The sequence below is a fragment of the Neptuniibacter sp. PT8_73 genome, from assembly GCF_047778045.1.
Taxonomy (GTDB): domain Bacteria; phylum Pseudomonadota; class Gammaproteobacteria; order Pseudomonadales; family Balneatricaceae; genus Neptuniibacter.
Genome location: NZ_CP180545.1, coordinates 2,758,339 through 2,778,448, shown reverse-complemented (window position 1 = coordinate 2,778,448; position 20,110 = coordinate 2,758,339). Strand labels below are relative to the sequence as shown.

The window sequence follows — 20,110 nt, the reverse complement described above, 5'->3', positions numbered from 1 at the left end:
GAGCGGGTGAATACGCCAAGATTGGTAAAGGAGTGTTAGGTAGCGTTTCGCTTTTATAGGTAGCTAATGAGTATGTTTGATAAGGTGTTTAGTAAGGCGTTGATGCTTCAGGATATGAAGTGAAGGCCTACGTTTATGTAGGCCTTAGAAAGGGGGGGGGAGGTTAGAAATTAAATTTCTTACCTGAATCTTTTTCTTGCTCTTTAGCTATGCGCTTCTCTTCGTTTACTTGATCAATCTCTTCAGCAAGTCGAGTTAAATGTGTACGAATCTCGTAGAGTTGGCGATCTAGTTCTTGATTTCGGTTTAAATTCTGAAGTTTGCTAAAACAGCTGCGGTAGTGATGAACAACTACTTCAGGTCCTTGTCGTTCTTCAGTTTCTATTGCACTCATGAGGTCAATATCAACCTCAATTCTGCCGTAGATGCGTTTAGCTTCAAGGGTGAGTTGATCAGCAGTATTACCATTGAGTTCACCCTTGTTTTTAATTTCACTAATAAACTGAGCAAATTCTTTAATTACCCCAAGCGCTCTAGCTGCTTCATTGGGGTTATCGAAAAGAGTCATGGATCCAGAAGGGTGGCTGACAGGATCTTGAGCGGTTCCTACCATCGCTTGAAAAGCGGCTTGCTGTTGTCGGTTGGACTCTGATCCATCCAGTTCGACCACAGCATTCCAGCGGACTTCGAGGTATTTAACCAATAAAGCACGAATTTCACTGGTAAGAAGAATAGGAGGGAAAGCTTCAAAAAGGTGAGAGGCGCGGCGTATAGCTGTTTTTAGTGTAATAAGTCTAAGGCTTCGCTCTCTCTTCTTGTTTTCAATATCTTGAACAGCAAATCCAATACCTGCCATAACGGCGACACCGAGAAGAATTAAAAGTCCAATATAGGTCGGGCTCATAAATGTAGGTCCTGACTGCCAGTGAAAAAGCGATTTCTCAAAAGTGTTAATAGTTAGAGAATTGTATAACGCTCTATCTATATAAGTAAGTTTACACTATCAAAAAATGTGTCTGATTTTATAGATAAAAAAATCAAAAAAGTGCTTGTAATCATAAAAGGCTATATATACTATATGTCCCGCTTTCAGAGCTTATCTGGAAATACAGCGTCCCATTCGTCTAGTGGTCTAGGACACCGCCCTTTCACGGCGGTAACAGGGGTTCGAACCCCCTATGGGACGCCATTTTCTTTTTTGATTTTAAATCAAAAAGAATATGCGGGAATAGCTCAGTGGTAGAGCACAACCTTGCCAAGGTTGGGGTCGCGAGTTCGAACCTCGTTTCCCGCTCCAAAATGCAGCCAGCTTATTGCTGGTTTTTTTATGTCTGAAATTCTCCTTGTCTTGATTATTTGTTTCCTCTCTTAAGCTTTCTGTTTGTCGTTTAGGCTTTCCGTTCGGTTGGATTGTTTCATTTGCTTCAATGAATTGGATGCAGATTGAACAGAAGTATTTGTCTTTGGTGTTTCTAATTCCGCGTTGTTCCTAATAACGCCTTTCTAACCAATAGGTTAGAGCGGTTTTTGTGCAATTTTTGAGCGTTGCTTTAAATATTTTTTCAATAATAAAAAAACTGCAATTTTTTCTTAAAATTAGGGTTGACCCACCAGAACCAGTTCTTTAATATACGCGCCTCCTCACAAGGGAACACCCTTTGAGGAACAGCAGCGTCCCATTCGTCTAGTGGTCTAGGACACCGCCCTTTCACGGCGGTAACAGGGGTTCGAACCCCCTATGGGACGCCATTTTCTTTCTGGTTTTTTAACCAAAAAGAATAAGCGGGAATAGCTCAGTGGTAGAGCACAACCTTGCCAAGGTTGGGGTCGCGAGTTCGAACCTCGTTTCCCGCTCCAACTCTTCGGAGTTTACAATTTGTTGCGTCCCATTCGTCTAGTGGTCTAGGACACCGCCCTTTCACGGCGGTAACAGGGGTTCGAACCCCCTATGGGACGCCATTTCTCTTGCTGATTTTCAATCAAAGAGATTATGCGGGAATAGCTCAGTGGTAGAGCACAACCTTGCCAAGGTTGGGGTCGCGAGTTCGAACCTCGTTTCCCGCTCCAACTCTTCGGAGTTTACAATTTGTTGCGTCCCATTCGTCTAGTGGTCTAGGACACCGCCCTTTCACGGCGGTAACAGGGGTTCGAACCCCCTATGGGACGCCATTCCTCCTTTATGCTTATTTTTTCCTCAGTTACTGGGCAGTAAGTGCGTGTTTAGTCTAAACTAAGCGAATATTCGGCCAAACAAGGTACTTATACCGCTTGGGTATAATGCTAGGCTGTTTCACATAGGATGTGGTTGGCTTCATTGTATGATCAGAACTCTGGTTTTATTACTGCTGTTGTTGCTGCCTAAGACAGCTTTGTCTGAGGTGATAGTCAATTCAGAGGTGTCTCTGGAAAGTCTGTCTAAGCAATATTTGCTCTCTATCTTCTCAATGCGTACACGAACTTGGCCTGATGGCATGCCTGTACGTGTATTTATTCTTCCGCCTTACCAGGATAAGCATCAGCTTTTTGTTAAGCAGTCTTTGGGTATATTCCCTTATCAGCTTTCGAACATTTGGGACCGATCAGTTTTTTCTGGTGCTGGGCAGTCACCGATTACGGTTAATTCAGAAGCTGAAATGCTTCAACGAGTGTCCCAGACAAAAGGGGCTATAGGCTATGTGATGACATCGATCCAAGGAGGGCTGAATGTTAAAGTCATTACAATTAAATAGGTTCCTGTTGCTTTTAGTAATCTGGGTTCCGCTGTCAGTGCATGGAGCACCTGAAATAGAATTTAATGGGTTTATCACCCAAGGGTATACCCATACTAGTGATAATAGTTTCTATGGTGATAGTGAATCGGGAAGCTGGGATTTTCGTGAAATCGCAGGAAATGCATCTTGGCGTTTAAGTGATCGCTTATTACTGACAGGACAGTTAATGTCACGCAGAGCAGGTGACGTAGATGATGGTGATCTAACGGTCGATTATGGCTTACTTGATTACCGGATTTACGAAGGTGAGCGCGGCTCTTTCGGTATAGGCGTAGGTCGAATTAAAAATCCGTTTGGTTTTTACAATAAAACCCGGGACGTTGCTTTTACGCGCCCATCCGCAGTTTTGCCGCAATCTTTGTATTTTGATAAAGCACGAAACTTAGAATTATCTTCTGATGGTTTTAGATTGTATGGTCGCTACCTGTTTGACCACGGCACTTTAGAAACTGAGCTAGTAATGGGTGAGCCACGCAAAGATTTAAACGTGGAATACGCTTACCTGAACAATGACTGGGATGGTTCTTTTAGTGACAGTACCGGACATTTGTGGCGCACAGAATATAGCTTAAGTGACTATAGTTTTGTCGTTGCAGCGACCCTTGGTGGTTTTAAATTAGATTTTGACGGCCCGGACATGCCTGATCTGCTCTCAGGAGCTCCAGGCGATGGTCGCGTTGAGATTGATGTGACTGCGTTATCTATGCAGTACAACTGGCATAAATGGAGTTTGACCGGTGAGTATTTTCAACAAGATATAACGTGGGGAAGTCTAGGCGGTTTATATGGGTTGATACCTGAAAACACGACTGAATCTTTTTATCTTCAGCTTGATCACCGTTTAAGTTCGGATGTAACGCTATTTTTACGTCGTGACATGCTTTATTTGGATAAAGATGATCGTGATGGGACTGAAACTGCTGCACTACTTAATAAACCAGCACATACCCAATTTGCCTTTGATTGGACTTTAGGTGTTGGCTGGAAGCCTAATAAAAATTGGTTATTACGTGCTGAGTGGCATAAAGTTGAAGGTACAGGTTGGTTAGCTGCTCAAGAAAATCCGGATGATCAGGAGAAGGTCGAGGATTGGGATATGCTTACTCTACAGGCGACTTATAGGTTTTAATCTCTATGTCGATTGAGAGCTCAACTGAAAGGTCTTTTTTAAGTCTGCGCTGGAAGGTTTTTCTTAACCTTGTTTTAGTGCTTGCTGTTTTGCACTTAGCGTACAGCTATTACTCTTATGTGCAACTGACACAAAAGACCACTCAAGAACAGTTTGAAGCTTCAGAACGCGACCTTTTTGTATTAGAAGGGTTGGTCTCGTCTTCCTATGATCGTCTGCTCGAAATGGGGCAGATGATCCCGATAGTTGTCGATTCCGGCGGTGCTTCCGCTGGCGCTTATATTGAAACTATTGAACGTTATTTCCCGGGATTATTGATGAATGGGGCGATGGATGCTGTTTATCTATATGATCAGTATGGACAGGCGCTTCATAAGCAGGGAATCATGGTTAAGTTGCCTTTCTCTGTGATTTCTCAAGTTTTATCTACAGAGACGCCGTACAACTACTTTTATTGTGTCAAGGAATGTTTGCGTTACGTCGCTATGCCTGTGCGTCTCGAAAATGACAATGTCGGCGTCATGGTGGTCGGGCGCGAAATGCGTGACGTTATTCTTGATTTTAAAAAACAAAGCGGCAGGGATATTGGTTTGGCTATGCAGCCGAAAAACCAAGTAAAAGCGGCTCGTTTATGGAAGTTAGATCTTAAATACCTTACCGAAAAATCTGAAAATGTTACGTTGCTAAATAAGTTAGTCAGCGAAAAAAGTATCCCACCTAAAGGTGGTGTGTTTGAAGTTGAGAATGGTGAGAAAAAGTATCAGATTATTCTTCAACCTCCCTTGGGGGCTGAGCTAGGTGCTGCGTATTGGATCTTAATTGATGACCATACTCAAAATTATCGTGAAGCCCAAGCAGAGCTTTTTCAGCAGTTGGTGGTATCTGGTGTAGGTCTGTTTTTGGCGGCTCTATTTCAGTTGGCAATGATTCGTTCGCCGTTGAATATGATCACTGAAATATCAGTGTTATTACCCTTGTTGGCGGGGAGTGCGTTTGCCGAAATGAGGCAGCGCCTTGGTGCTATTCAACGTAAAGCTATCTATGAAGATGAATTAGACCTTTTAAAAGATAGCACGCTGGAATTGGCCAATCAGTTAGAGCGGCTTGAGTCGTCTTTGCTCGAAAGGGCGCAAAATCTCACAGAGCGCTCAGTACAGTTGGAGGCAGAAAGGGATTTTGTTACTAGTCTGCTTGATACTGCTGAAACGATAATTCTTACATTGGATAATAGTGGCAATATCGTCACGCTAAATCGATTTGGACAGGAAGTACTTGGGCTTTCTGCGTCTGAAGCGAGGCTGATGCATTTTCTAGATCTAAATCATGATCCTAAACTACACGATGAGCATCAGTTATTGTTGGATAGTTTGATCACCCGTAAGGAATCAAAAGTCCAGATTGAATCTTCAATCAGGTCGAGTACGGGGCAGATGCTGCAAATATCTTGGTTGCACTCTGTTTTAAATATTCCTGGTGCTGATGCGCAGATACTCTCTATAGGTTTGGATTTTACTGAACGTCAGCATGCAGAAAAGCGTCTCATTTGGATGGCAAATCATGATCCATTGACAGCCCTCCCTAATCGCTTGTTCTTTAACGAAAAAGTAGAGCATGCTATTCGTCATTGTGAAGCTGATGACAGTATAGTTGCAGTGCTTTTCTGCGATTTAGATTCTTTTAAAGATGTTAATGATTCGTTGGGTCATCCTGTAGGGGATGAATTGTTACAGCAGACAGCTGAGCGAATACAAACGGTTATCGCCAACGATGGTGTTTTGGCACGTCTCGGCGGTGATGAATTTACTATTCTGCTTGAAGGAAGGAATTCTGTTCGTGAGGTCGAACTGGTAGCTCAGCACATTCTCCGGGCATTTAGGCAGTCTTTCTTCATTGATGGTTATGAAATATTTAGTACCGTCAGTATTGGTATCTCACTTTTCCCTGAGCATGGACGGGATGTCATTAGCCTGATACAGCATGCTGATGTAGCTATGTTTGATGCTAAAGAAAGCGGCAAAAACCAATTACGGTTTTACCATGACGAGCAAGGCAGTCAACGCTATGAGCGTTTTTCTCTGGTCAATGACCTTCGTCGTGCACTAGAGAAAGAAGAGTTCAGAATTTATTATCAACCACAAATAGATGCCCGCGATGGCAGTGTAATGGGGGTTGAAGCCCTGTTGCGTTGGCAACATGAAGAGGCGGGTATGATCTCTCCCGCTAAATTTATCCCTCTGGCTGAAGAGCAGGGGCTTATCGTTCCAATTGGTGAGTGGGTTTTAGAGGAAGCTTGTCGAAACGGGAAGGCTTGGCATGATCAAGGTATGGATATCCGTATCGGGGTGAATATTGCTGGACAGCAGATTATGCATGAGAGCCTGCTTTCAACCGTGAGGCGAGTAATGCGAGAAACAGGGATTTCGCCGGACCTGCTGGATTTGGAAGTAACTGAGAACTTCTTGCTTAGACAGCCAGAGATTACTATCCCAAAACTTCACAAGTTCCGTGAAATGGGGCTTTCTTTATCGATGGATGATTTTGGTACCGGCTTTTCATCGCTCAGTTATCTGAAGAAACTGCCATTGAATACTTTGAAGATCGATCAAAGCTTTGTGCGTGATATTGGCATTAACCCTGAAGGGGAGGCCATTGTTAAGGCAATAATTGTACTGGCTCAAAGTTTGGGCTTAGAAGCATTGGCAGAAGGAGTTGAGACTAGTGATCAGCTATCTTATTTGCGACAACATGGTTGCCATTTGATCCAAGGTTATTATTTTAGTCGACCTTTGCCTGCAGAAGAGCTGCCTGATTTTGTGATGAATCAGGCAGTAGAGATCTCATTTGAATAGATGATGTATGGCATATGGGAATTAATTAGTTCTGACCAAATAAACCAGCACGTTTATTGATGTAATCAAACTCTTCATCATTTTCTTCGGCTTCAAAGCGCATTTCGTCTAATTGTTGGAACTTCTGGATCTCATCATCCGTCATATTGTGCAGATTATTACCGCCAAAGAACCAAAGAAGGTCACGAGCAATAAGGTGTGCTAGCTCTGGATAGCGACGGAAAGCTTTATCGATGAAATCAGCGCCTTGTTCGTAAACGCCGGTTTCTTGCGATTCGAAATTTTCAATCAGTTGCTGAAACTCTTCGATAAAATCCAAATCATCCTGAGTCGGTGTTTCTGATTTGAAAGGATCTCGATTAATAAAGTTATTATAAGCAATTTTTAAGAAATTCAGGTGATGAATTTGGTAAGATGTCATTTTGCTCTCCAGATAATGGACAGGGTTATTTTATAAGCTCCGGCTCATTGCAGCTAGCCTTACGCCCGATTAATCCTGTATTTGCACAGTTTGCTGAAATCTTACGAAGAGAGATCCCGTTCACTTAGTTTTTAAGCTGAATTGGATAATTACCTGCTTATATTTTTGGAAAGATAAATGACGTTAGCGCTCTCTATTAAAAACCTGCGTAAAGTCTATGGAAATGGCTTTGAGGCATTAAAGGGTATCTCCTTTGATGTTCAACAAGGGGATTTCTTTGCCTTGCTTGGCCCTAATGGTGCTGGTAAATCGACTACCTTGGGTATTGTCTCCTCCTTAGTGAATAAAACATCGGGGAGTGTATCTATCTTCGGGGTGGATTTAGATAAGGATTTAACCCAAGCCAAAAAGTATCTGGGTGTTGTTCCGCAAGAGTTTAATTTCAACATGTTTGAAAACGTGCGGGATATTTTAATTACACAGGCAGGTTATTACGGTATTAACCGTAAAGCAGCTGGTGAGCGAGCAGATTATTATCTCAAACAGTTAGGTTTATGGGATAAGCGCAACGGTGCAGCGCGCATGCTATCGGGTGGCATGAAACGTCGTTTGATGATTGCGCGTGCATTGATGCATGATCCAAAGCTTTTGATTCTAGATGAGCCCACAGCAGGTGTGGACATCGAATTAAGACGTTCCATGTGGGAGTTTTTGCAAGAGATTAATGCTGCGGGAACCACAATCATTCTGACGACGCATTACTTAGAAGAAGCAGAAAGTCTGTGTCGCAATATTGCGATTATCGACCAAGGCAATATTGTCAAAAACACCAGTATGCGTGCGCTACTACAGCAACTGAACACTGAGACCTTCCTACTTGATCTCGATTCAAATTTAGAGACAGCACCAGTGGTTGATGGTTATCCGATCAGGTTGCAAGGCGATCACCTGTTAGAAGTGGATGTTGAAAAGCATCAGAACTTGAATACGCTCTTTGTCGAGCTAGAAAAGCAGGGTGTTAATGTGAGTAGTATGCGTAACAAATCCAATCGATTGGAAGAGTTGTTTGTCGCGTTAGTAGATAAAAGTTTGGATTAGGATTAAGCATGAATACCCAAGATTTATTGGTGGCTTTCTGGACCATTGTTCGACGCGAAATAAAGCGTTTTATGCGGATCTGGGCTCAGACGCTTCTACCGCCTGCCATCACTATGACACTGTATTTCATCATTTTCGGTAATCTGATTGGCAGCCGGATCGGTGAGATGGGTGGCTTTGACTATATGGAATATATAGTGCCAGGTCTGATTATGATGTCAGTAATCACTAATTCCTACAGTAATGTGGTGTCATCGTTTTACAGCACTAAGTTCCAAAAAAACATTGAGGAGCTCTTAGTTTCGCCTGTGCCTAACTGGGTGATCTTAAGTGGCTTTGTTCTAGGTGGCGTGGCGCGTGGTTTAGGTGTTGGTTTAATCGTAACAATTTTGTCTCTATTCTTTACCGATCTACAGGTTCAGAATCTTCTAGTGACTATTGCGATTGTCTTCCTAACTTCAGTGCTGTTTGCTTTAGGCGGTTTTATTAATGCTGTCTTTGCGAACTCATTTGATGATATCAGCATCATTCCGACCTTCGTGTTAACCCCTTTAACCTATTTGGGTGGGGTGTTTTATTCGATACAGTTACTGCCGGAGTTTTGGCAGGGAGTTTCTCAGTTAAATCCGATTCTCTATATGGTGAATACGTTTAGATACGGTATTCTAGGTGTAAGTGATATTAATGTAGGGTTCGCATTCGGCATGATTATTCTGTTTATAGCCGGTCTATTTTCATATGCCCTATATCTGCTACAAAACGGTAAAGGTATCCGTAGTTAAATGAAAGAACATGATGTAATTGCCAGCTCGCCATTAGGGCAAGGTACCGAGTACGTTAACAGCTATGATCCAAGTTTGTTGTATCCAATTGCACGCGACGTCAATTGGAAGCAGCAAGGTGTAGAACGTAAAGAGCTTCCATTTGTAGGTGTTGATATTTGGAACGCCTATGAGATGTCTTGGTTGAATCAGCGTGGTAAACCCGAGGTGCGTTTAGCTGAGTTTAAGGTCTTCGCTGATTCTGAAAATATTATCGAGTCTAAGTCGTTTAAGCTGTATTTAAACTCATTCAACCTCAGTAAATTTTCCTCAGAAAGCGAAGTTAAAGAGCGCTTAATCGAAGATCTATCGGCAGCTGCTGGTGGACGCGTGGAAGTTCGCATTTACCATCCAGATCAAGCACCAGAGTTTGGCCAATTCACTGGCTTCTGTATCGATAATCAAGATGTTGAAATAACGCAATACACACCAGCGCCAGAGTTATTAACAACGGGTGAAGATGATGTTGAGGAGGTGCTTTATAGCCATCTTCTCAAATCAAACTGTCCTGTTACGGGGCAGCCTGATTGGGCGACGCTCGGTATTAGTTATTGTGGTAAAGAGATCGATAGAGAAGGCTTACTGAAATACATCATCTCTTACCGTGAGCATGGCGATTTCCATGAGCAATGTGTAGAAAATATTTTTATGCACATCTGGGAGCGCTGTAAGCCACAGAGCCTGAATGTTTATGCACGTTATGTTCGCCGTGGTGGTTTAGATATTAATCCATTCAGAAGTAGTGATTCTGAAGATATTGATAATCTGCGTTTGAGCCGCCAGTAGAGGGTAATATGGAAGCTTTAGAATTATTACATAATCGTGTTTCTTGTCCGGTTTTGAATGAGCCAGGCCCGACCGAAGAGCAGTTAAAGAACATTTACCAGGCAGCTTTACGTGCGCCCGATCATGGAGCGCTCCGTCCATGGCGCTTTTTGTCTGTGCAAGGCGATGCTAGGGTAAAGCTTGGTGAGCTTTTTCTTCGCGGTGCTTTAGCGAACGATGCTGAACTGCCTGATGCAAAACAAGATAAAATTCGTGCGATGCCTCTTCGAGCGCCATGCATGTTAGTTGTGATTGCCGCAGTCAAAGATAGTCTTAAAATTCCTGTTTTAGAGCAGGAGGTTTCAGCAGGCTGTGCCGCTCAGAATATGATCTTAGCTGCTTATGCTCAGGGTCTAGGGGCTATGTGGCGAACAGGTGATATGGCTTATAACTCAGTTGTACGTGAAGGCTTAGGTTTAACTGACCAGGAAACGATTATTGGTTATATCTATCTAGGAACACCAAAGAAATTACGTAAGGCTCCTGTGCATGATCAGCAGGAGTATGTCGTTGAATGGACTGGCGTATAGGTAGCACCCTTTGAGCGAAGCAAACAGTACTACTGAGTTTCTTACTTGGCTTAAATCACAAATCCCATTGGTTAATCATATGGGAGTAAAGCCTTTAGGTTGGGATGGCAAGTGCTTGCGAATGTCTGCAGCGCTTGCGCCTAATGTAAACGATAAGGGCACAGGCTTTGGCGGATCTCTAGCAACTTTATCCACACTCTGTGGTTGGAGTGCTGTGACTTTGTATCTTCGCGCGCAGGGTAGAGACGATGATGTGGTTATTCGGGAGAGTAAGTTGGAGTATTTTCTACCGGTAACCTCTGATTTTACCGCAGAATGCCAGCTACCTATTGCCGAAGCATTAGCTGTTTTTGATCAAAAAATGCAGGCTAAGGGGCGTGCTCGAATGGATCTAGTGATCGAAATTAAACAGCAAGAAAAGATCGCTATGCGTCTTAGTGGCAGTTATGTTGCTATGGAAAAGCAGTCGTAGCCACCTTACATCTCACATCCTCTCTAATATACCCTTGACCCTATAGTTAGCTTTAGGGTTTATGCTTAAGGTAGTTTCAACACGTAGTTTCTCAATCTATTAACCACACGACAGGTTTCATCATGATTTATCGGTTGTCTTTGCAAGGCGTTAAATGTGCAGGCTGTGTTAGGTCATTGGAAAAAGGCTTACAGCAAGCAGATGTAATTGAGGACTTTGCGGTTAATTTTGCTGATCGAAGCTTAAGTGTTTCCTCTGAATCCAGTGTTGAGCACGTTATCGCTGCAGTAGAAAGTGCAGGGTATGGTGCAGAAGAGATCACTGATGAAACTGACTTCGAGCAAATCGAAGCGCGAGAAAATAGACAGTATCAGATAACGCTTAAGCGCAGTGTGATTGGTTTGGCTTTTGGGGCTTTGTTAATGCTTCAAGGCTGGTTGGGCATGATGCCAGATATAACAACAACCTCAGGGCTATGGGTAGGGGCCGTGACTGGTGTGGCTGCGCTACTTTTGATGTTTTTCTGCGCGGGGCATATCTATCAAGGTGCTTATAAATCGGCTTTTCTAGGGCGATTTAATATGGATAGCTTAATCGCTTTAGGGACAGGAGCTGCGTGGATCTACTCTACTGGTCTATTGCTCGTTTCTGCTTCAGGCATCGAACTACCTATGGAAGCACGCCATCTTTATTACGAAGCTTCTGTGATGATTCTTGGTTTTATTCTACTTGGGCAGGCATTGGAGGCTCGAGCGCGAAAGAAAACCGGTGATGCTGTTCGCAGCCTTATGAATCTTCGACCTGCTACAGCGCTTCGTGTTCGTGATGGTGAGGAAAAAGAAATACCCGTTGAACTCCTCGCCTTAGGAGATGAGATCCGTGTTCGCCCAGGAGAGCGAGTGCCAATCGACGGTCAGGTATTGTCTGGCAGCAGTTACATCGATGAATCTATGCTAACCGGGGAATCAATGCCGGTGAACAAAGGGGTAGGTGATTCTGTAGTGGGAGGGACATTGAATGGATCAGGAAGCTTGCTTATTAAAGTGGAGCAGATTGGTTCTCAAACCGTTCTAGCACAGATCATTGAGGCAGTGCGTGAAGCCCAAAACTGCAAGCCCGAACTTGGTAAATTAGCCGATAAAATTGCAGCTGTTTTTGTTCCAGTCGTAATGGCTTTAGCCGTTGTTACAGCTGTCATTTGGTGGCTGTTCGGCCCAGAGCCTCAGTTGACCTACGCCATAATTACTATGATGACTGTGCTGATAATTGCTTGTCCGTGCGCTTTAGGATTGGCGACACCTATGTCAGTTATGGTTGCGGTGGGTAAAGCCGCACAAAACGGTATTTTGATTCGTAATGCAGATGCTCTGCAGTTAGCCGAAAAAATCTCGGTCGTCGTTTTAGATAAAACTGGAACGGTGACTCAAGGCGAGCCTGTTGTTACAGACCAATTGTTTTTGCATGATGATCAGGCTTTGGTTAGTAAAACGGTTGCGGCTATTGAGGCTCATTCTGAACACCCGTTAGCTTCTGCATTGGTTAAGCAGTTTGCAGCTGGGGAATTGTCAGTAGACGTTGGAAATTTCCAAAACATATCAGGGCAAGGGGTCACAGCTCAAACTGAGGCTGGTCGATGGTGTATCGGCAACCAAGCATGGATGGACGAAAACCAAGTTGATTGTAACCAAGTTACAGATGAAGTTTCTAAGTGGAGTAAAGAATCTAAATCTCTTGTCTTTGTTGCTCAGAATAACAATCTGGTTGCGTTGTTTGGTGTTGCAGACCCTATTAAAGAAGATTCTGAACAGGCAATTAGTGCGCTTAAAGCTTCAGGTTTAAACGTTGTGTTACTTTCTGGGGATAACAGTAAAACAGCGAATGCTGTGGCAAAGTCAGTGGGGATTGATCAAGTCTTCGCGGATGTAAGACCTGAGGAAAAGCAGGCCGTTATTCAAAGCTTGCAGGAGCAAGGTGAAGTCGTGGCGATGGTCGGTGATGGTGTTAATGATGCGCCGGCACTAGCACAGGCTGACCTTGGATATGCAATTGGCTCTGGCTCTGATATTGCGATAGCGAGTTCTGACGTGACTTTGATTTCAGGCTCTTTAAAAGGTGTCGAGAAGGCGATAAATCTGTCTAAACTGACTGTTCGAAATATTCGTCAGAACTTGTTTGGAGCATTTATTTACAACGGCTTAGCTATCCCCGTTGCGGCGGGAATCTTGTTCCCAGTGGCAGGTATACTTCTGAATCCGGCCATAGCAGGTGCTGCTATGGCCATGTCTTCAGTGACAGTTGTCAGTAATGCCAACCGTCTTCGTTTAGTTCGCTTATGATTTCGGTGCTAAACGTTCAATCTTTTCGATAATCACCGCTTGTTGTGGAACATTGCGGTGACCGCCTTTTGGTGCTGTTGGGCTGCGGCTGATACGAACTACTAGATCTAGGCCGTCAGTTACTTTACCAAAAACCGCATAGCCCGGGCGCCTACCACGGGCATCAAGGTTGTAGTTGTTTACTGCGTTGATAAAAAATTGTGATGTAGCGCTATCAGGGAAGTTAGTGCGTGCCATTGAAATTGTTCCCTGGAGATTGCTTAAGCCATTCGTGGATTCGTTCTTAATTGGATCGCGAACCTCTTTTTGCTCAAGTTCTTGAGTAAAACCACCGCCTTGAATCATAAAACCCGCAATAGTGCGGTGAAAAATAGTGCCCTCATAGAAGCCGCTATCGACATAATCTAGAAAGTTTTTAACTGTGATCGGGGCTTTTTCTGGATAAAGCTCTAATTTAATGTCACCCAGATTAGTTTTCATAACTATCTGTGGGTTAGCTTGATCAGCTAAAGCGACGTTTATAAGAGAAAATGTAAGTGTGAAAATTGCGAGAAATTTTTTAAACATAGTCTTATCAACAATTAGATTTATTTGTTGGCATATTACCTAATTATCAAACCCGTCGTCACCTCAGTTATTTCCCACTCATTTCGGGTGATTTACCTATTGGTTATCTTTTAAGCAATTATCTGATATCAAAAGAGTTTTGCTATCTTTGAGATTCGTTCTATAGTAGTAGAGTATGTAACTCCTAAGTACTGTTGAGCCGTTTCTACGATTTGAATATTGCGCTCTATGGGAGGCGCTTATGAGCTTTACGATAGAAAAGCTAGATCACATTGTTCTAAACACCCTCAATGAGGAAGCGTGTTTGGACTTCTATGTCCGTGTGCTTGGCTGTGAACTTATTCGTAAGGTGGAAAGCCCTTTGTTATATCAACTTAGAGCTGGAGACTCTCTAATTGATATTAAGCCCGTTAAAGAGCGGAGCGAACACTCAAATCTTGATCATTTTTGTTTGAGGATTAAACCATTTGAACCCGAGGTTTTATTTCCTTTTCTGGGGAGGGAGGGAGTGCCTTATGGAAGGGTTGAAAAGAGAAATGGTGCAACAGGCTTTGGTAGCTCGGTTTACATCGAAGATCCAGATGGAAACTGTATAGAACTAAAAGCCGCATAGTCAGTGTTAAGAAAATCAAAATAGACAACACAAGCTTTGCGTAAAAATAACTATAAATGCGGTCTGAAATATGGACATTCTAAGGTGCATACCTATATGCCCTAAGCCGCAAAATAAGAGTTGGAGTGGGTTAACTCATGGGCAATATGGCGCTAAAACATAAAATGCTTTTATTAACACTAATACCGTTGATTACGGTATTAGCTGTCGTCATGGTCGTTGTGAATTTTCAGCTAAGAGCGCTCGGTGAGCACGAAATTGAGGAGCTGCGCTCAGAATTAATGGCTAGTAAGCAAGAGTCGTTGAAGAGCTATGTTGATCTTGCAACATCATCGATTAAGCATATCTATGAGGGGACAGGTAAAGAGGATCTGTACGCGCAAGAGCAAGCATTGAATATCTTGACCGAGCTGACTTATGGCGAGAAAGGTGACGGTTATATTTTTGCCTACAAGTATGATGGCACCAATTTAGCTACTCGGCCGAAACCGCAGCTACGCGGTAAAAACCTGATGGGGCTGAAAGATAAAAATGGCGTACTGATCATTGAAGAGCTAATTAAAGCAGCTAAAAAAGGTGGTGGATATCTGACGTACGTTTGGACTAAGCCATCTAAAAATGCTGATGTGGATAAGTTAAGTTATGCCATTGGTCTAGATAATTGGGAGTGGATGGTAGGTACCGGTTTCTATATAGATGATATTGAAGATCAGGTTGCTGCTGCGACGGAAAAGCTAGAAGCTGAGATCACAAATACCATGCTGTTTATTTTAATGATCGGTGGCGGCTTTGTAATTGTCTTTGGATTAGTCTCAGTAATGATGGCAAATAGTATTGCTAATCCATTGGCAGCTGCAGCGGCTGCTCTGAAAGATATAGGCGAAGGGGAAGGTGACCTTAGTAAGCGTTTAGATACCTCTGCTAAAGGCGAAGTTGGCGAATTAGCACATGGATTTAACTCTTTCGCAGCTAAAATTCAGTCGCTCATTGTTGAAGTTAAATCTTCAATCGAAGAACTTTCAAGAGCAACTGCTCGAATGACAGGGGTTGTTGATGACACTAGACAAGAGGTGAATGATCAGCGTCAAGAAACAGAGCAAGTGGCTGCCGCAATTCATCAGATGGCTGCCGCTGTACAAGAAGTATCAACAAACGCAACTAATGCCTCGCACTCTGCGCAAACTGCAGATGATTCTGCACAGGGTGGCCAGATCGTTGTTAATGAAACCATCAACTCAATTCAGTCATTACAAAGTGGAGTGAATAATGCGGCCGATGTTATCGGTCAGTTGGATCGTGATTCAGAGCATATCGGTACGGTTATTAATGTAATTAAAGAGATTGCAGACCAAACCAACTTACTGGCTTTGAATGCTGCGATTGAGGCTGCAAGGGCAGGTGAGCAAGGGCGTGGCTTCTCGGTAGTTGCAGATGAGGTTCGAACTCTAGCTAACCGTACTCAACAAAGTACTGATGAAATTCAATCGATGATTGAAAAGCTTCAATCTGGCGCTCGTCAAGCTGTACAGGAGATGGAACGTAGCCGAGAACAAACAGATAAGACTGTTGAAAAGGCTAGTCATACTGGGGATCAGCTAAATACGATAACTACTTCAGTTAGTGATATCAGTGGCATGAGTACCCAAATCGCAACCGCTGCAGAGCAGCAAACCGCAGTGGCAGATGAGCTAAGTAGAAGTATTCAGCATATTGCTGATATCTCTGAAAAAGCGAGTGGTAATGCTGATAGGCTGTCTGCGACCACTGCGGAAATGTCTCAGCTCGAACAGCGCTTAACATCTTTGGTAAACCAGTTTAAAACGTAAAAGAAACTAGGTTGTTAAAGCGGGCATTTATGTCCGCTTTTTTTATGCCAATTTTCTTAGAGAGAATAGATAATAGCGGATCTAAATTACAGGGTGTTCGGCTAATAACGATCTGGGTCAGCGAATGGATCGGTTTTTAAGGAAATAAAGGAAGTATGGCAAAGCCTAATAAGAAAGGACCAACAACTACTGTAGATGTGTATTGCGCTAAATGTAAGACGTTGTTGTTTAAGTATCGTAAAGGAGGTAAAGGAGCCTTAGTAAAGTGTTTCAAAGAACGTATCAATGAAGACCATACCAAGACTCCTTGCGAATGTCCGGGATGTCAGATTGTGTTTGCGCGTGAAGCATTAATTCGTGGCGCTCCCGCTTTCAAGCTGATCGGAGGAAAAGTGTTTGCCAAGTAGCACTCTATCCTTGATAACTGCCTTGTTTGCTATGTTAGGTGCAAGACAGAGGATATCTCCTTTAACCTGATAAGTAGTGCTTTCTGGGGGGAGTATGTTTCCGCCACCGTACTGTTTTAGCGCTTGCTTTTCAGAAGTGCGCGAAAAGATCTGATGCTGATATGCTCCGCCTCGGCACAGTTCCCTTGCCGCATGATGCCACATTGTTTCGACATCTTTCTGACTACTCTTTTTATCACCTATATATTCCACGCTGTATTCATCACTGCTGATCGGGCTGAAACTGAATCCGCTTTTACCGTCAAACGCGTGGTAGCTGCTATCACAACCGCTGAGTAGCAGCCCTCCTAATAATAAACTGGACAGTTTTAAGTGACGTTGCATTTTTTGTACTCCTTTATCTGTAGTGTTTAAGGTCTATTTGTATGCTTGAAAATATGTACAGATATTGATTTCTGATCATGGAGTAATGTTAAATTAGGTAGTAAATGGTATACAGATTTAGAAAATAATTAATTGGGCATTACAGGTTTGTATAATTATCTCTGTGATGCTAATTTTTATTTTATCTGTACTGTAATATTTCACTGTAATGGTCATTTTTTATGAAACTGTATGAACAGCTCCAAGATGCTTTGATTAAGCGCATAGAGCAAGGGTATTACCCTGTGGGGAGCAAGCTGCCTTCGATAAGATCGTTAAGCAAAGAGAGAGAAGTCAGTATTTCGACAGTTCAAGAAGCTTATCTTCGTCTAGAAGAGAATGGGTTTGTTGAAGTAAGGCCTAAATCTGGATACTACGTAAAGTCCAGAGGAGAGGCGCCGGAATTACCAGAAGTGAGCCGACCGGCACAACGCCCTCTGGAAGTGTCGCATTGGGAGCAGGTTTATCATCTTTTAAACAGTGCTAAAGGGCATGGACACATTGCTTTAGGGACTGCGAGCCCCGAAATCAATACCCCGACATTAAAGCCCTTACTGAAAGCGTTAACCAATTCAGCGGGATTACAGTCAGAACAATTTCTCAATTACAGTGAGATTCAGGGGAGTGAGAAGCTGCGTAAGCAGATTGCGCGGCTAGCTTCAGATTCAGGATGCAAGCTTCATCCCGATGACATCATCATTACCAGCGGTTGTCAGGAAGCTCTAGTTTGCAGTTTGCGTGCAACCACGAAACCAGGTGATGTTGTCGCAACGGATTCACCCAGTTTTTATGGATCGACTCAGGCGATTAAAGCGCTGGGGTTAAAAGCGATGGAGATTCCGACGCACCCTGAGACAGGTATCAGCTTAGAAGCATTAGAATTGGCATTAGAGCAGTGGCCTATCGCGGCTATTCAGGTTACCCCAACCTGCAACAATCCGCTGGGATATACTATGCCTGAAAGCCGTAAGAAAGAGCTGCTTAGACTGGCGCAGCAGTATGATATTCCTATCATCGAAGATGATATTTACGGTGATCTTTTCTATAAATCACCTCGTCCGAGAACGATTAAATCCTTTGATGAAGAAGGTCGTGTTCTGCTTTGTTCCTCTTTTTCTAAAACCATTGCGTATGGTTTGCGATTAGGTTGGGTCGCTCCTGGGCAATGTACTGAAAGGGTGTTGCATAAGAAGTTTGTTTCGACTGTGAGTAACCCACCAGTCCAGCAGGAAGCGGTTGCTGAGTTTATTGCTAAGGGATATTACGAGCGCCACCTTAGAAAGGTGAGAGCTCAATATCACCATAGCCGGGATATGATGATCGACCTTGTCAGACGTTACTTCCCAGAAGGCACTCGTATGAGTTATCCGGAGGGTGGATACCTGCTTTGGGTAGAATTTCCTGTAGCAGTCGATTCAATAAAACTAAATAAAAGGTTAGAGGCGAAGCAAGTTAGCATTGCGCCAGGGGTTATCTTCTCTGCATCAGGTAAGTATCGTAATTTTGTTCGCTTAAGCTTTTCCAAAAAGCTAACTGAAAAAACAGAAGAAGCGTTAAAAGTGATTGGTGATGAGGCTAAAAAGCTGATAGCAGAAGCGTAATCAATTACGCGTATGGTTAACCAAAAAGCTTATATAGAAAGCCTGTAAATGGCCGACAATATGAGTCTGAATGAAGTTGCTGAGCGGAGAGTACTACATGGAAATGCAGTGGCAGAAGTTACTCACAACCAAGCGTTACGGCCATGCAGAAGTGACTGAAGATGAGTTTGGGAGAAGCCATTTTCATAAAGATCAGGATCGGATAATTTTCTCCAGTGCTTTCAGGCGCTTAGGGCGAAAAACACAAGTTCATCCGATGTCCTTGAATGATCATATACACACGCGTTTAACCCACTCTATTGAGGTGGGTAGCTTAGGACGAACCTTAGGTATACGCGTAGGGGAGTTAATTCAGGATCAGCTTCCCGAATGGGCAACGGCCTACGATATAGGAATGATTGTACAATCCGCCTGCTTAGCACATGATATTGGCAATCCTCCCTTTGGGCATGCTGGCGAGTACGCAATAAGGGATTGGTTTAAACGCCAAGAAAACAGTGCACTACTGGAAAACCTTTCCGACTCAGAACGCCTAGATCTGATGACCTTTGAAGGTAATGCTCAAGGATTTCGTGTTGTCACCCGCATTGAAAATCATCTGTTTGATGGTGGCTTACGCTTAACTTATCCAACCCTAGGAGCGCTTTTAAAATATCCTTGGAGTGCAGATTATGCAGGGGATAAAGGTAAATTCAGTGCCTATCAAACCGAAGTCGAAATATTAAATAAGTTAGGTAAAGAATTAGGCTTAATTGAGAAGTCTAAAGGCTGTTGGTGTCGCCATCCGCTGACTTATTTGATGGAAGCTGCAGATGACATCTGTTATGCCATTCTAGATCTTGAAGATGCCATCGAATTGAATATTTTAACCTTCGATGAGATCAAACCGATCTTGCTCACACTTTGTGGTGATACCTCTTATGAAGCCGAGATCTTTACCTCTCAAGCGTCTGCTCGTCGTAAAATTTCGGCATTGAGAGGTATGGCAATGAAGCATATGGTGAGCTCTGCTGTCCAAGCCTATATGGATAATCAGCATTTGATTATGCGTGGTGAATACACTGGTGAACTCTTAGCTGATGGCGATCCCGGTGTGCGAGATGGCCTTTATCAAGCTAAAAAATTAGCACGAGAAAAAGTATTTCCTGATACCCGAAAAACTGAGTTGGAGGTTGGTGCGTATACAACCCTAGGGGTATTGCTCGAGGCGTTTTGTCATGCTGTACATGACAACTATCAATTGCAGGGCGAAGGATTGAGCTATCGTAGCGATCGCATTATCAGTTTGATGGGTATCCATGCGCCAGCGCCAGAGTTGCCACTTTATAAAGCCTATATGCGCGCATTAGATTTTATTAGTGGTATGACAGATAACTACGCGACCTATCTAGCTCGACAAATTGGCGGGTTAAGTTAGGGGC

General features: G+C 43.3%; 17 protein-coding genes and 7 tRNA genes. 20 read left to right on the top strand and 4 right to left on the bottom strand.

Annotation, left to right across the window (positions count from 1 at the left end):
* Positions 1 to 163: 163 nt before the first annotated feature.
* Entirely contained in the window at positions 164 to 904 is a 741-nt protein-coding gene (locus ACMXYN_RS12480; protein ID WP_415892099.1) for a hypothetical protein, read from the bottom strand.
* A gap of 209 nt (positions 905 to 1,113) precedes the next feature.
* Here ACMXYN_RS12480 and ACMXYN_RS12475 point away from each other — a divergent pair.
* The 10 genes from ACMXYN_RS12475 (at position 1,114) to ACMXYN_RS12430 (ending at position 6,749) form a co-directional block, all read left to right on the top strand.
* Positions 1,114 to 1,189: transfer RNA gene (locus tag ACMXYN_RS12475), tRNA-Glu, on the top strand.
* 33 nt (positions 1,190 to 1,222) lie between these two features.
* A tRNA-Gly gene (locus tag ACMXYN_RS12470) sits at positions 1,223 to 1,297 on the top strand.
* A 376-nt stretch (positions 1,298 to 1,673) separates the two neighbouring features.
* A tRNA-Glu gene (locus ACMXYN_RS12465) sits at positions 1,674 to 1,749 on the top strand.
* Between the two features lie 33 nt (positions 1,750 to 1,782).
* Positions 1,783 to 1,857, top strand: a tRNA-Gly gene (locus ACMXYN_RS12460).
* A 26-nt stretch (positions 1,858 to 1,883) separates the two neighbouring features.
* A tRNA-Glu gene (locus ACMXYN_RS12455) sits at positions 1,884 to 1,959 on the top strand.
* A 33-nt stretch (positions 1,960 to 1,992) separates the two neighbouring features.
* Positions 1,993 to 2,067: transfer RNA gene (locus tag ACMXYN_RS12450), tRNA-Gly, on the top strand.
* A 26-nt stretch (positions 2,068 to 2,093) separates the two neighbouring features.
* Positions 2,094 to 2,169 (top strand) — tRNA-Glu (locus ACMXYN_RS12445).
* A gap of 149 nt (positions 2,170 to 2,318) precedes the next feature.
* Positions 2,319 to 2,729, top strand: a complete 411-nt coding sequence (locus ACMXYN_RS12440; protein WP_415888756.1) for a hypothetical protein — start codon at positions 2,319 to 2,321, stop codon at positions 2,727 to 2,729.
* The gene (locus ACMXYN_RS12435) at positions 2,704 to 3,900 is read left to right on the top strand and encodes a hypothetical protein (protein ID WP_415892098.1); all 1,197 of its coding nucleotides are present in this window, start codon (positions 2,704 to 2,706) and stop codon (positions 3,898 to 3,900) included. Before ACMXYN_RS12440 ends, ACMXYN_RS12435 begins: the two co-directional genes overlap by 26 nt.
* Before the next feature lie 5 nt (positions 3,901 to 3,905).
* The gene (locus ACMXYN_RS12430) at positions 3,906 to 6,749 is read left to right on the top strand and encodes an EAL domain-containing protein (RefSeq protein WP_415892097.1); all 2,844 of its coding nucleotides are present in this window, start codon (positions 3,906 to 3,908) and stop codon (positions 6,747 to 6,749) included.
* A 25-nt stretch (positions 6,750 to 6,774) separates the two neighbouring features.
* On the opposite strand, the gene ACMXYN_RS12425 is transcribed toward ACMXYN_RS12430, so the two are convergent.
* Entirely contained in the window at positions 6,775 to 7,170 is a 396-nt protein-coding gene (locus ACMXYN_RS12425) for a PA2817 family protein (protein WP_415892096.1), read from the bottom strand.
* A gap of 177 nt (positions 7,171 to 7,347) precedes the next feature.
* Between ACMXYN_RS12425 and ACMXYN_RS12420 the strand changes: the two genes are divergently transcribed.
* From ACMXYN_RS12420 to ACMXYN_RS12395, 6 genes are all read left to right on the top strand, one after another.
* Positions 7,348 to 8,268 carry an ABC transporter ATP-binding protein gene (locus ACMXYN_RS12420; protein WP_415892095.1) on the top strand — a complete coding sequence of 307 codons (921 nt, stop codon included), beginning with the start codon at positions 7,348 to 7,350 and terminating at the stop codon, positions 8,266 to 8,268.
* A gap of 8 nt (positions 8,269 to 8,276) precedes the next feature.
* Positions 8,277 to 9,050 carry an ABC transporter permease gene (locus tag ACMXYN_RS12415; protein WP_415888751.1) on the top strand — a complete coding sequence of 258 codons (774 nt, stop codon included), beginning with the start codon at positions 8,277 to 8,279 and terminating at the stop codon, positions 9,048 to 9,050.
* A complete protein-coding gene (gene queF, locus ACMXYN_RS12410; RefSeq protein WP_415892094.1) occupies positions 9,051 to 9,875 on the top strand; it encodes an NADPH-dependent 7-cyano-7-deazaguanine reductase QueF in 825 nt (274 codons plus the stop codon).
* A gap of 8 nt (positions 9,876 to 9,883) precedes the next feature.
* Entirely contained in the window at positions 9,884 to 10,444 is a 561-nt protein-coding gene (locus tag ACMXYN_RS12405) for a nitroreductase family protein (protein ID WP_415892093.1), read from the top strand.
* A 10-nt stretch (positions 10,445 to 10,454) separates the two neighbouring features.
* Positions 10,455 to 10,916, top strand: a complete 462-nt coding sequence (locus ACMXYN_RS12400) for a YiiD C-terminal domain-containing protein (protein ID WP_415892092.1) — start codon at positions 10,455 to 10,457, stop codon at positions 10,914 to 10,916.
* 122 nt (positions 10,917 to 11,038) lie between these two features.
* Positions 11,039 to 13,252: a heavy metal translocating P-type ATPase gene (locus tag ACMXYN_RS12395; protein WP_415892091.1), complete on the top strand. Its 2,214-nt coding sequence runs from the start codon at positions 11,039 to 11,041 to the stop codon at positions 13,250 to 13,252.
* Here ACMXYN_RS12395 and ACMXYN_RS12390 read toward each other — a convergent pair.
* The gene (locus ACMXYN_RS12390; protein WP_415892090.1) at positions 13,247 to 13,819 is read right to left on the bottom strand and encodes a peptidylprolyl isomerase; all 573 of its coding nucleotides are present in this window, start codon (positions 13,817 to 13,819) and stop codon (positions 13,247 to 13,249) included. The genes ACMXYN_RS12395 and ACMXYN_RS12390 overlap by 6 nt on opposite strands.
* Positions 13,820 to 14,060: 241 nt before the next feature.
* Between ACMXYN_RS12390 and ACMXYN_RS12385 the strand changes: the two genes are divergently transcribed.
* Both ACMXYN_RS12385 and ACMXYN_RS12380 read left to right on the top strand, forming a co-directional pair.
* On the top strand, positions 14,061 to 14,432 hold the full coding sequence (locus tag ACMXYN_RS12385; protein WP_415892089.1) for a VOC family protein: 372 nt from the start codon (positions 14,061 to 14,063) through the stop codon (positions 14,430 to 14,432).
* Between the two features lie 164 nt (positions 14,433 to 14,596).
* Positions 14,597 to 16,258, top strand: coding sequence for a methyl-accepting chemotaxis protein (locus ACMXYN_RS12380; protein ID WP_415892088.1), 1,662 nt, complete (start codon positions 14,597 to 14,599; stop codon positions 16,256 to 16,258).
* 350 nt (positions 16,259 to 16,608) lie between these two features.
* Here the strand turns inward: ACMXYN_RS12380 and ACMXYN_RS12375 are convergent, their stop codons facing one another.
* The gene (locus tag ACMXYN_RS12375; protein ID WP_415892087.1) at positions 16,609 to 17,049 is read right to left on the bottom strand and encodes a hypothetical protein; all 441 of its coding nucleotides are present in this window, start codon (positions 17,047 to 17,049) and stop codon (positions 16,609 to 16,611) included.
* Positions 17,050 to 17,270: 221 nt separating this feature from the next.
* On the opposite strand from ACMXYN_RS12375, the gene ACMXYN_RS12370 reads away from it, so the two are divergent.
* Both ACMXYN_RS12370 and ACMXYN_RS12365 read left to right on the top strand, forming a co-directional pair.
* Positions 17,271 to 18,689 carry a PLP-dependent aminotransferase family protein gene (locus tag ACMXYN_RS12370; RefSeq protein WP_415892086.1) on the top strand — a complete coding sequence of 473 codons (1,419 nt, stop codon included), beginning with the start codon at positions 17,271 to 17,273 and terminating at the stop codon, positions 18,687 to 18,689.
* Between the two features lie 97 nt (positions 18,690 to 18,786).
* Complete coding sequence (locus tag ACMXYN_RS12365; protein ID WP_415894487.1) at positions 18,787 to 20,106, top strand: deoxyguanosinetriphosphate triphosphohydrolase; 1,320 nt, start codon at positions 18,787 to 18,789, stop codon at positions 20,104 to 20,106.
* The last annotated feature ends 4 nt before the right edge of the window (positions 20,107 to 20,110 follow it).

Coding starts and splice junctions, on each gene's coding strand:
- ACMXYN_RS12375 (WP_415892087.1), bottom strand. CDS start 17,049: ATGCAACGTCACTTAAAACTGTCCAGTTTATTATTAGGAGGGCTGCTA.
- ACMXYN_RS12430 (WP_415892097.1), top strand. CDS start 3,906: ATGTCGATTGAGAGCTCAACTGAAAGGTCTTTTTTAAGTCTGCGCTGG.
- ACMXYN_RS12435 (WP_415892098.1), top strand. CDS start 2,704: ATGTTAAAGTCATTACAATTAAATAGGTTCCTGTTGCTTTTAGTAATC.
- queF (WP_415892094.1), top strand. CDS start 9,051: ATGAAAGAACATGATGTAATTGCCAGCTCGCCATTAGGGCAAGGTACC.
- ACMXYN_RS12390 (WP_415892090.1), bottom strand. CDS start 13,819: ATGTTTAAAAAATTTCTCGCAATTTTCACACTTACATTTTCTCTTATA.
- ACMXYN_RS12420 (WP_415892095.1), top strand. CDS start 7,348: ATGACGTTAGCGCTCTCTATTAAAAACCTGCGTAAAGTCTATGGAAAT.
- ACMXYN_RS12395 (WP_415892091.1), top strand. CDS start 11,039: ATGATTTATCGGTTGTCTTTGCAAGGCGTTAAATGTGCAGGCTGTGTT.
- ACMXYN_RS12385 (WP_415892089.1), top strand. CDS start 14,061: ATGAGCTTTACGATAGAAAAGCTAGATCACATTGTTCTAAACACCCTC.
- ACMXYN_RS12415 (WP_415888751.1), top strand. CDS start 8,277: ATGAATACCCAAGATTTATTGGTGGCTTTCTGGACCATTGTTCGACGC.
- ACMXYN_RS12365 (WP_415894487.1), top strand. CDS start 18,787: ATGGAAATGCAGTGGCAGAAGTTACTCACAACCAAGCGTTACGGCCAT.
- ACMXYN_RS12425 (WP_415892096.1), bottom strand. CDS start 7,170: ATGACATCTTACCAAATTCATCACCTGAATTTCTTAAAAATTGCTTAT.
- ACMXYN_RS12370 (WP_415892086.1), top strand. CDS start 17,271: ATGAAACTGTATGAACAGCTCCAAGATGCTTTGATTAAGCGCATAGAG.
- ACMXYN_RS12440 (WP_415888756.1), top strand. CDS start 2,319: ATGATCAGAACTCTGGTTTTATTACTGCTGTTGTTGCTGCCTAAGACA.
- ACMXYN_RS12480 (WP_415892099.1), bottom strand. CDS start 904: ATGAGCCCGACCTATATTGGACTTTTAATTCTTCTCGGTGTCGCCGTT.
- ACMXYN_RS12380 (WP_415892088.1), top strand. CDS start 14,597: ATGCTTTTATTAACACTAATACCGTTGATTACGGTATTAGCTGTCGTC.
- ACMXYN_RS12405 (WP_415892093.1), top strand. CDS start 9,884: ATGGAAGCTTTAGAATTATTACATAATCGTGTTTCTTGTCCGGTTTTG.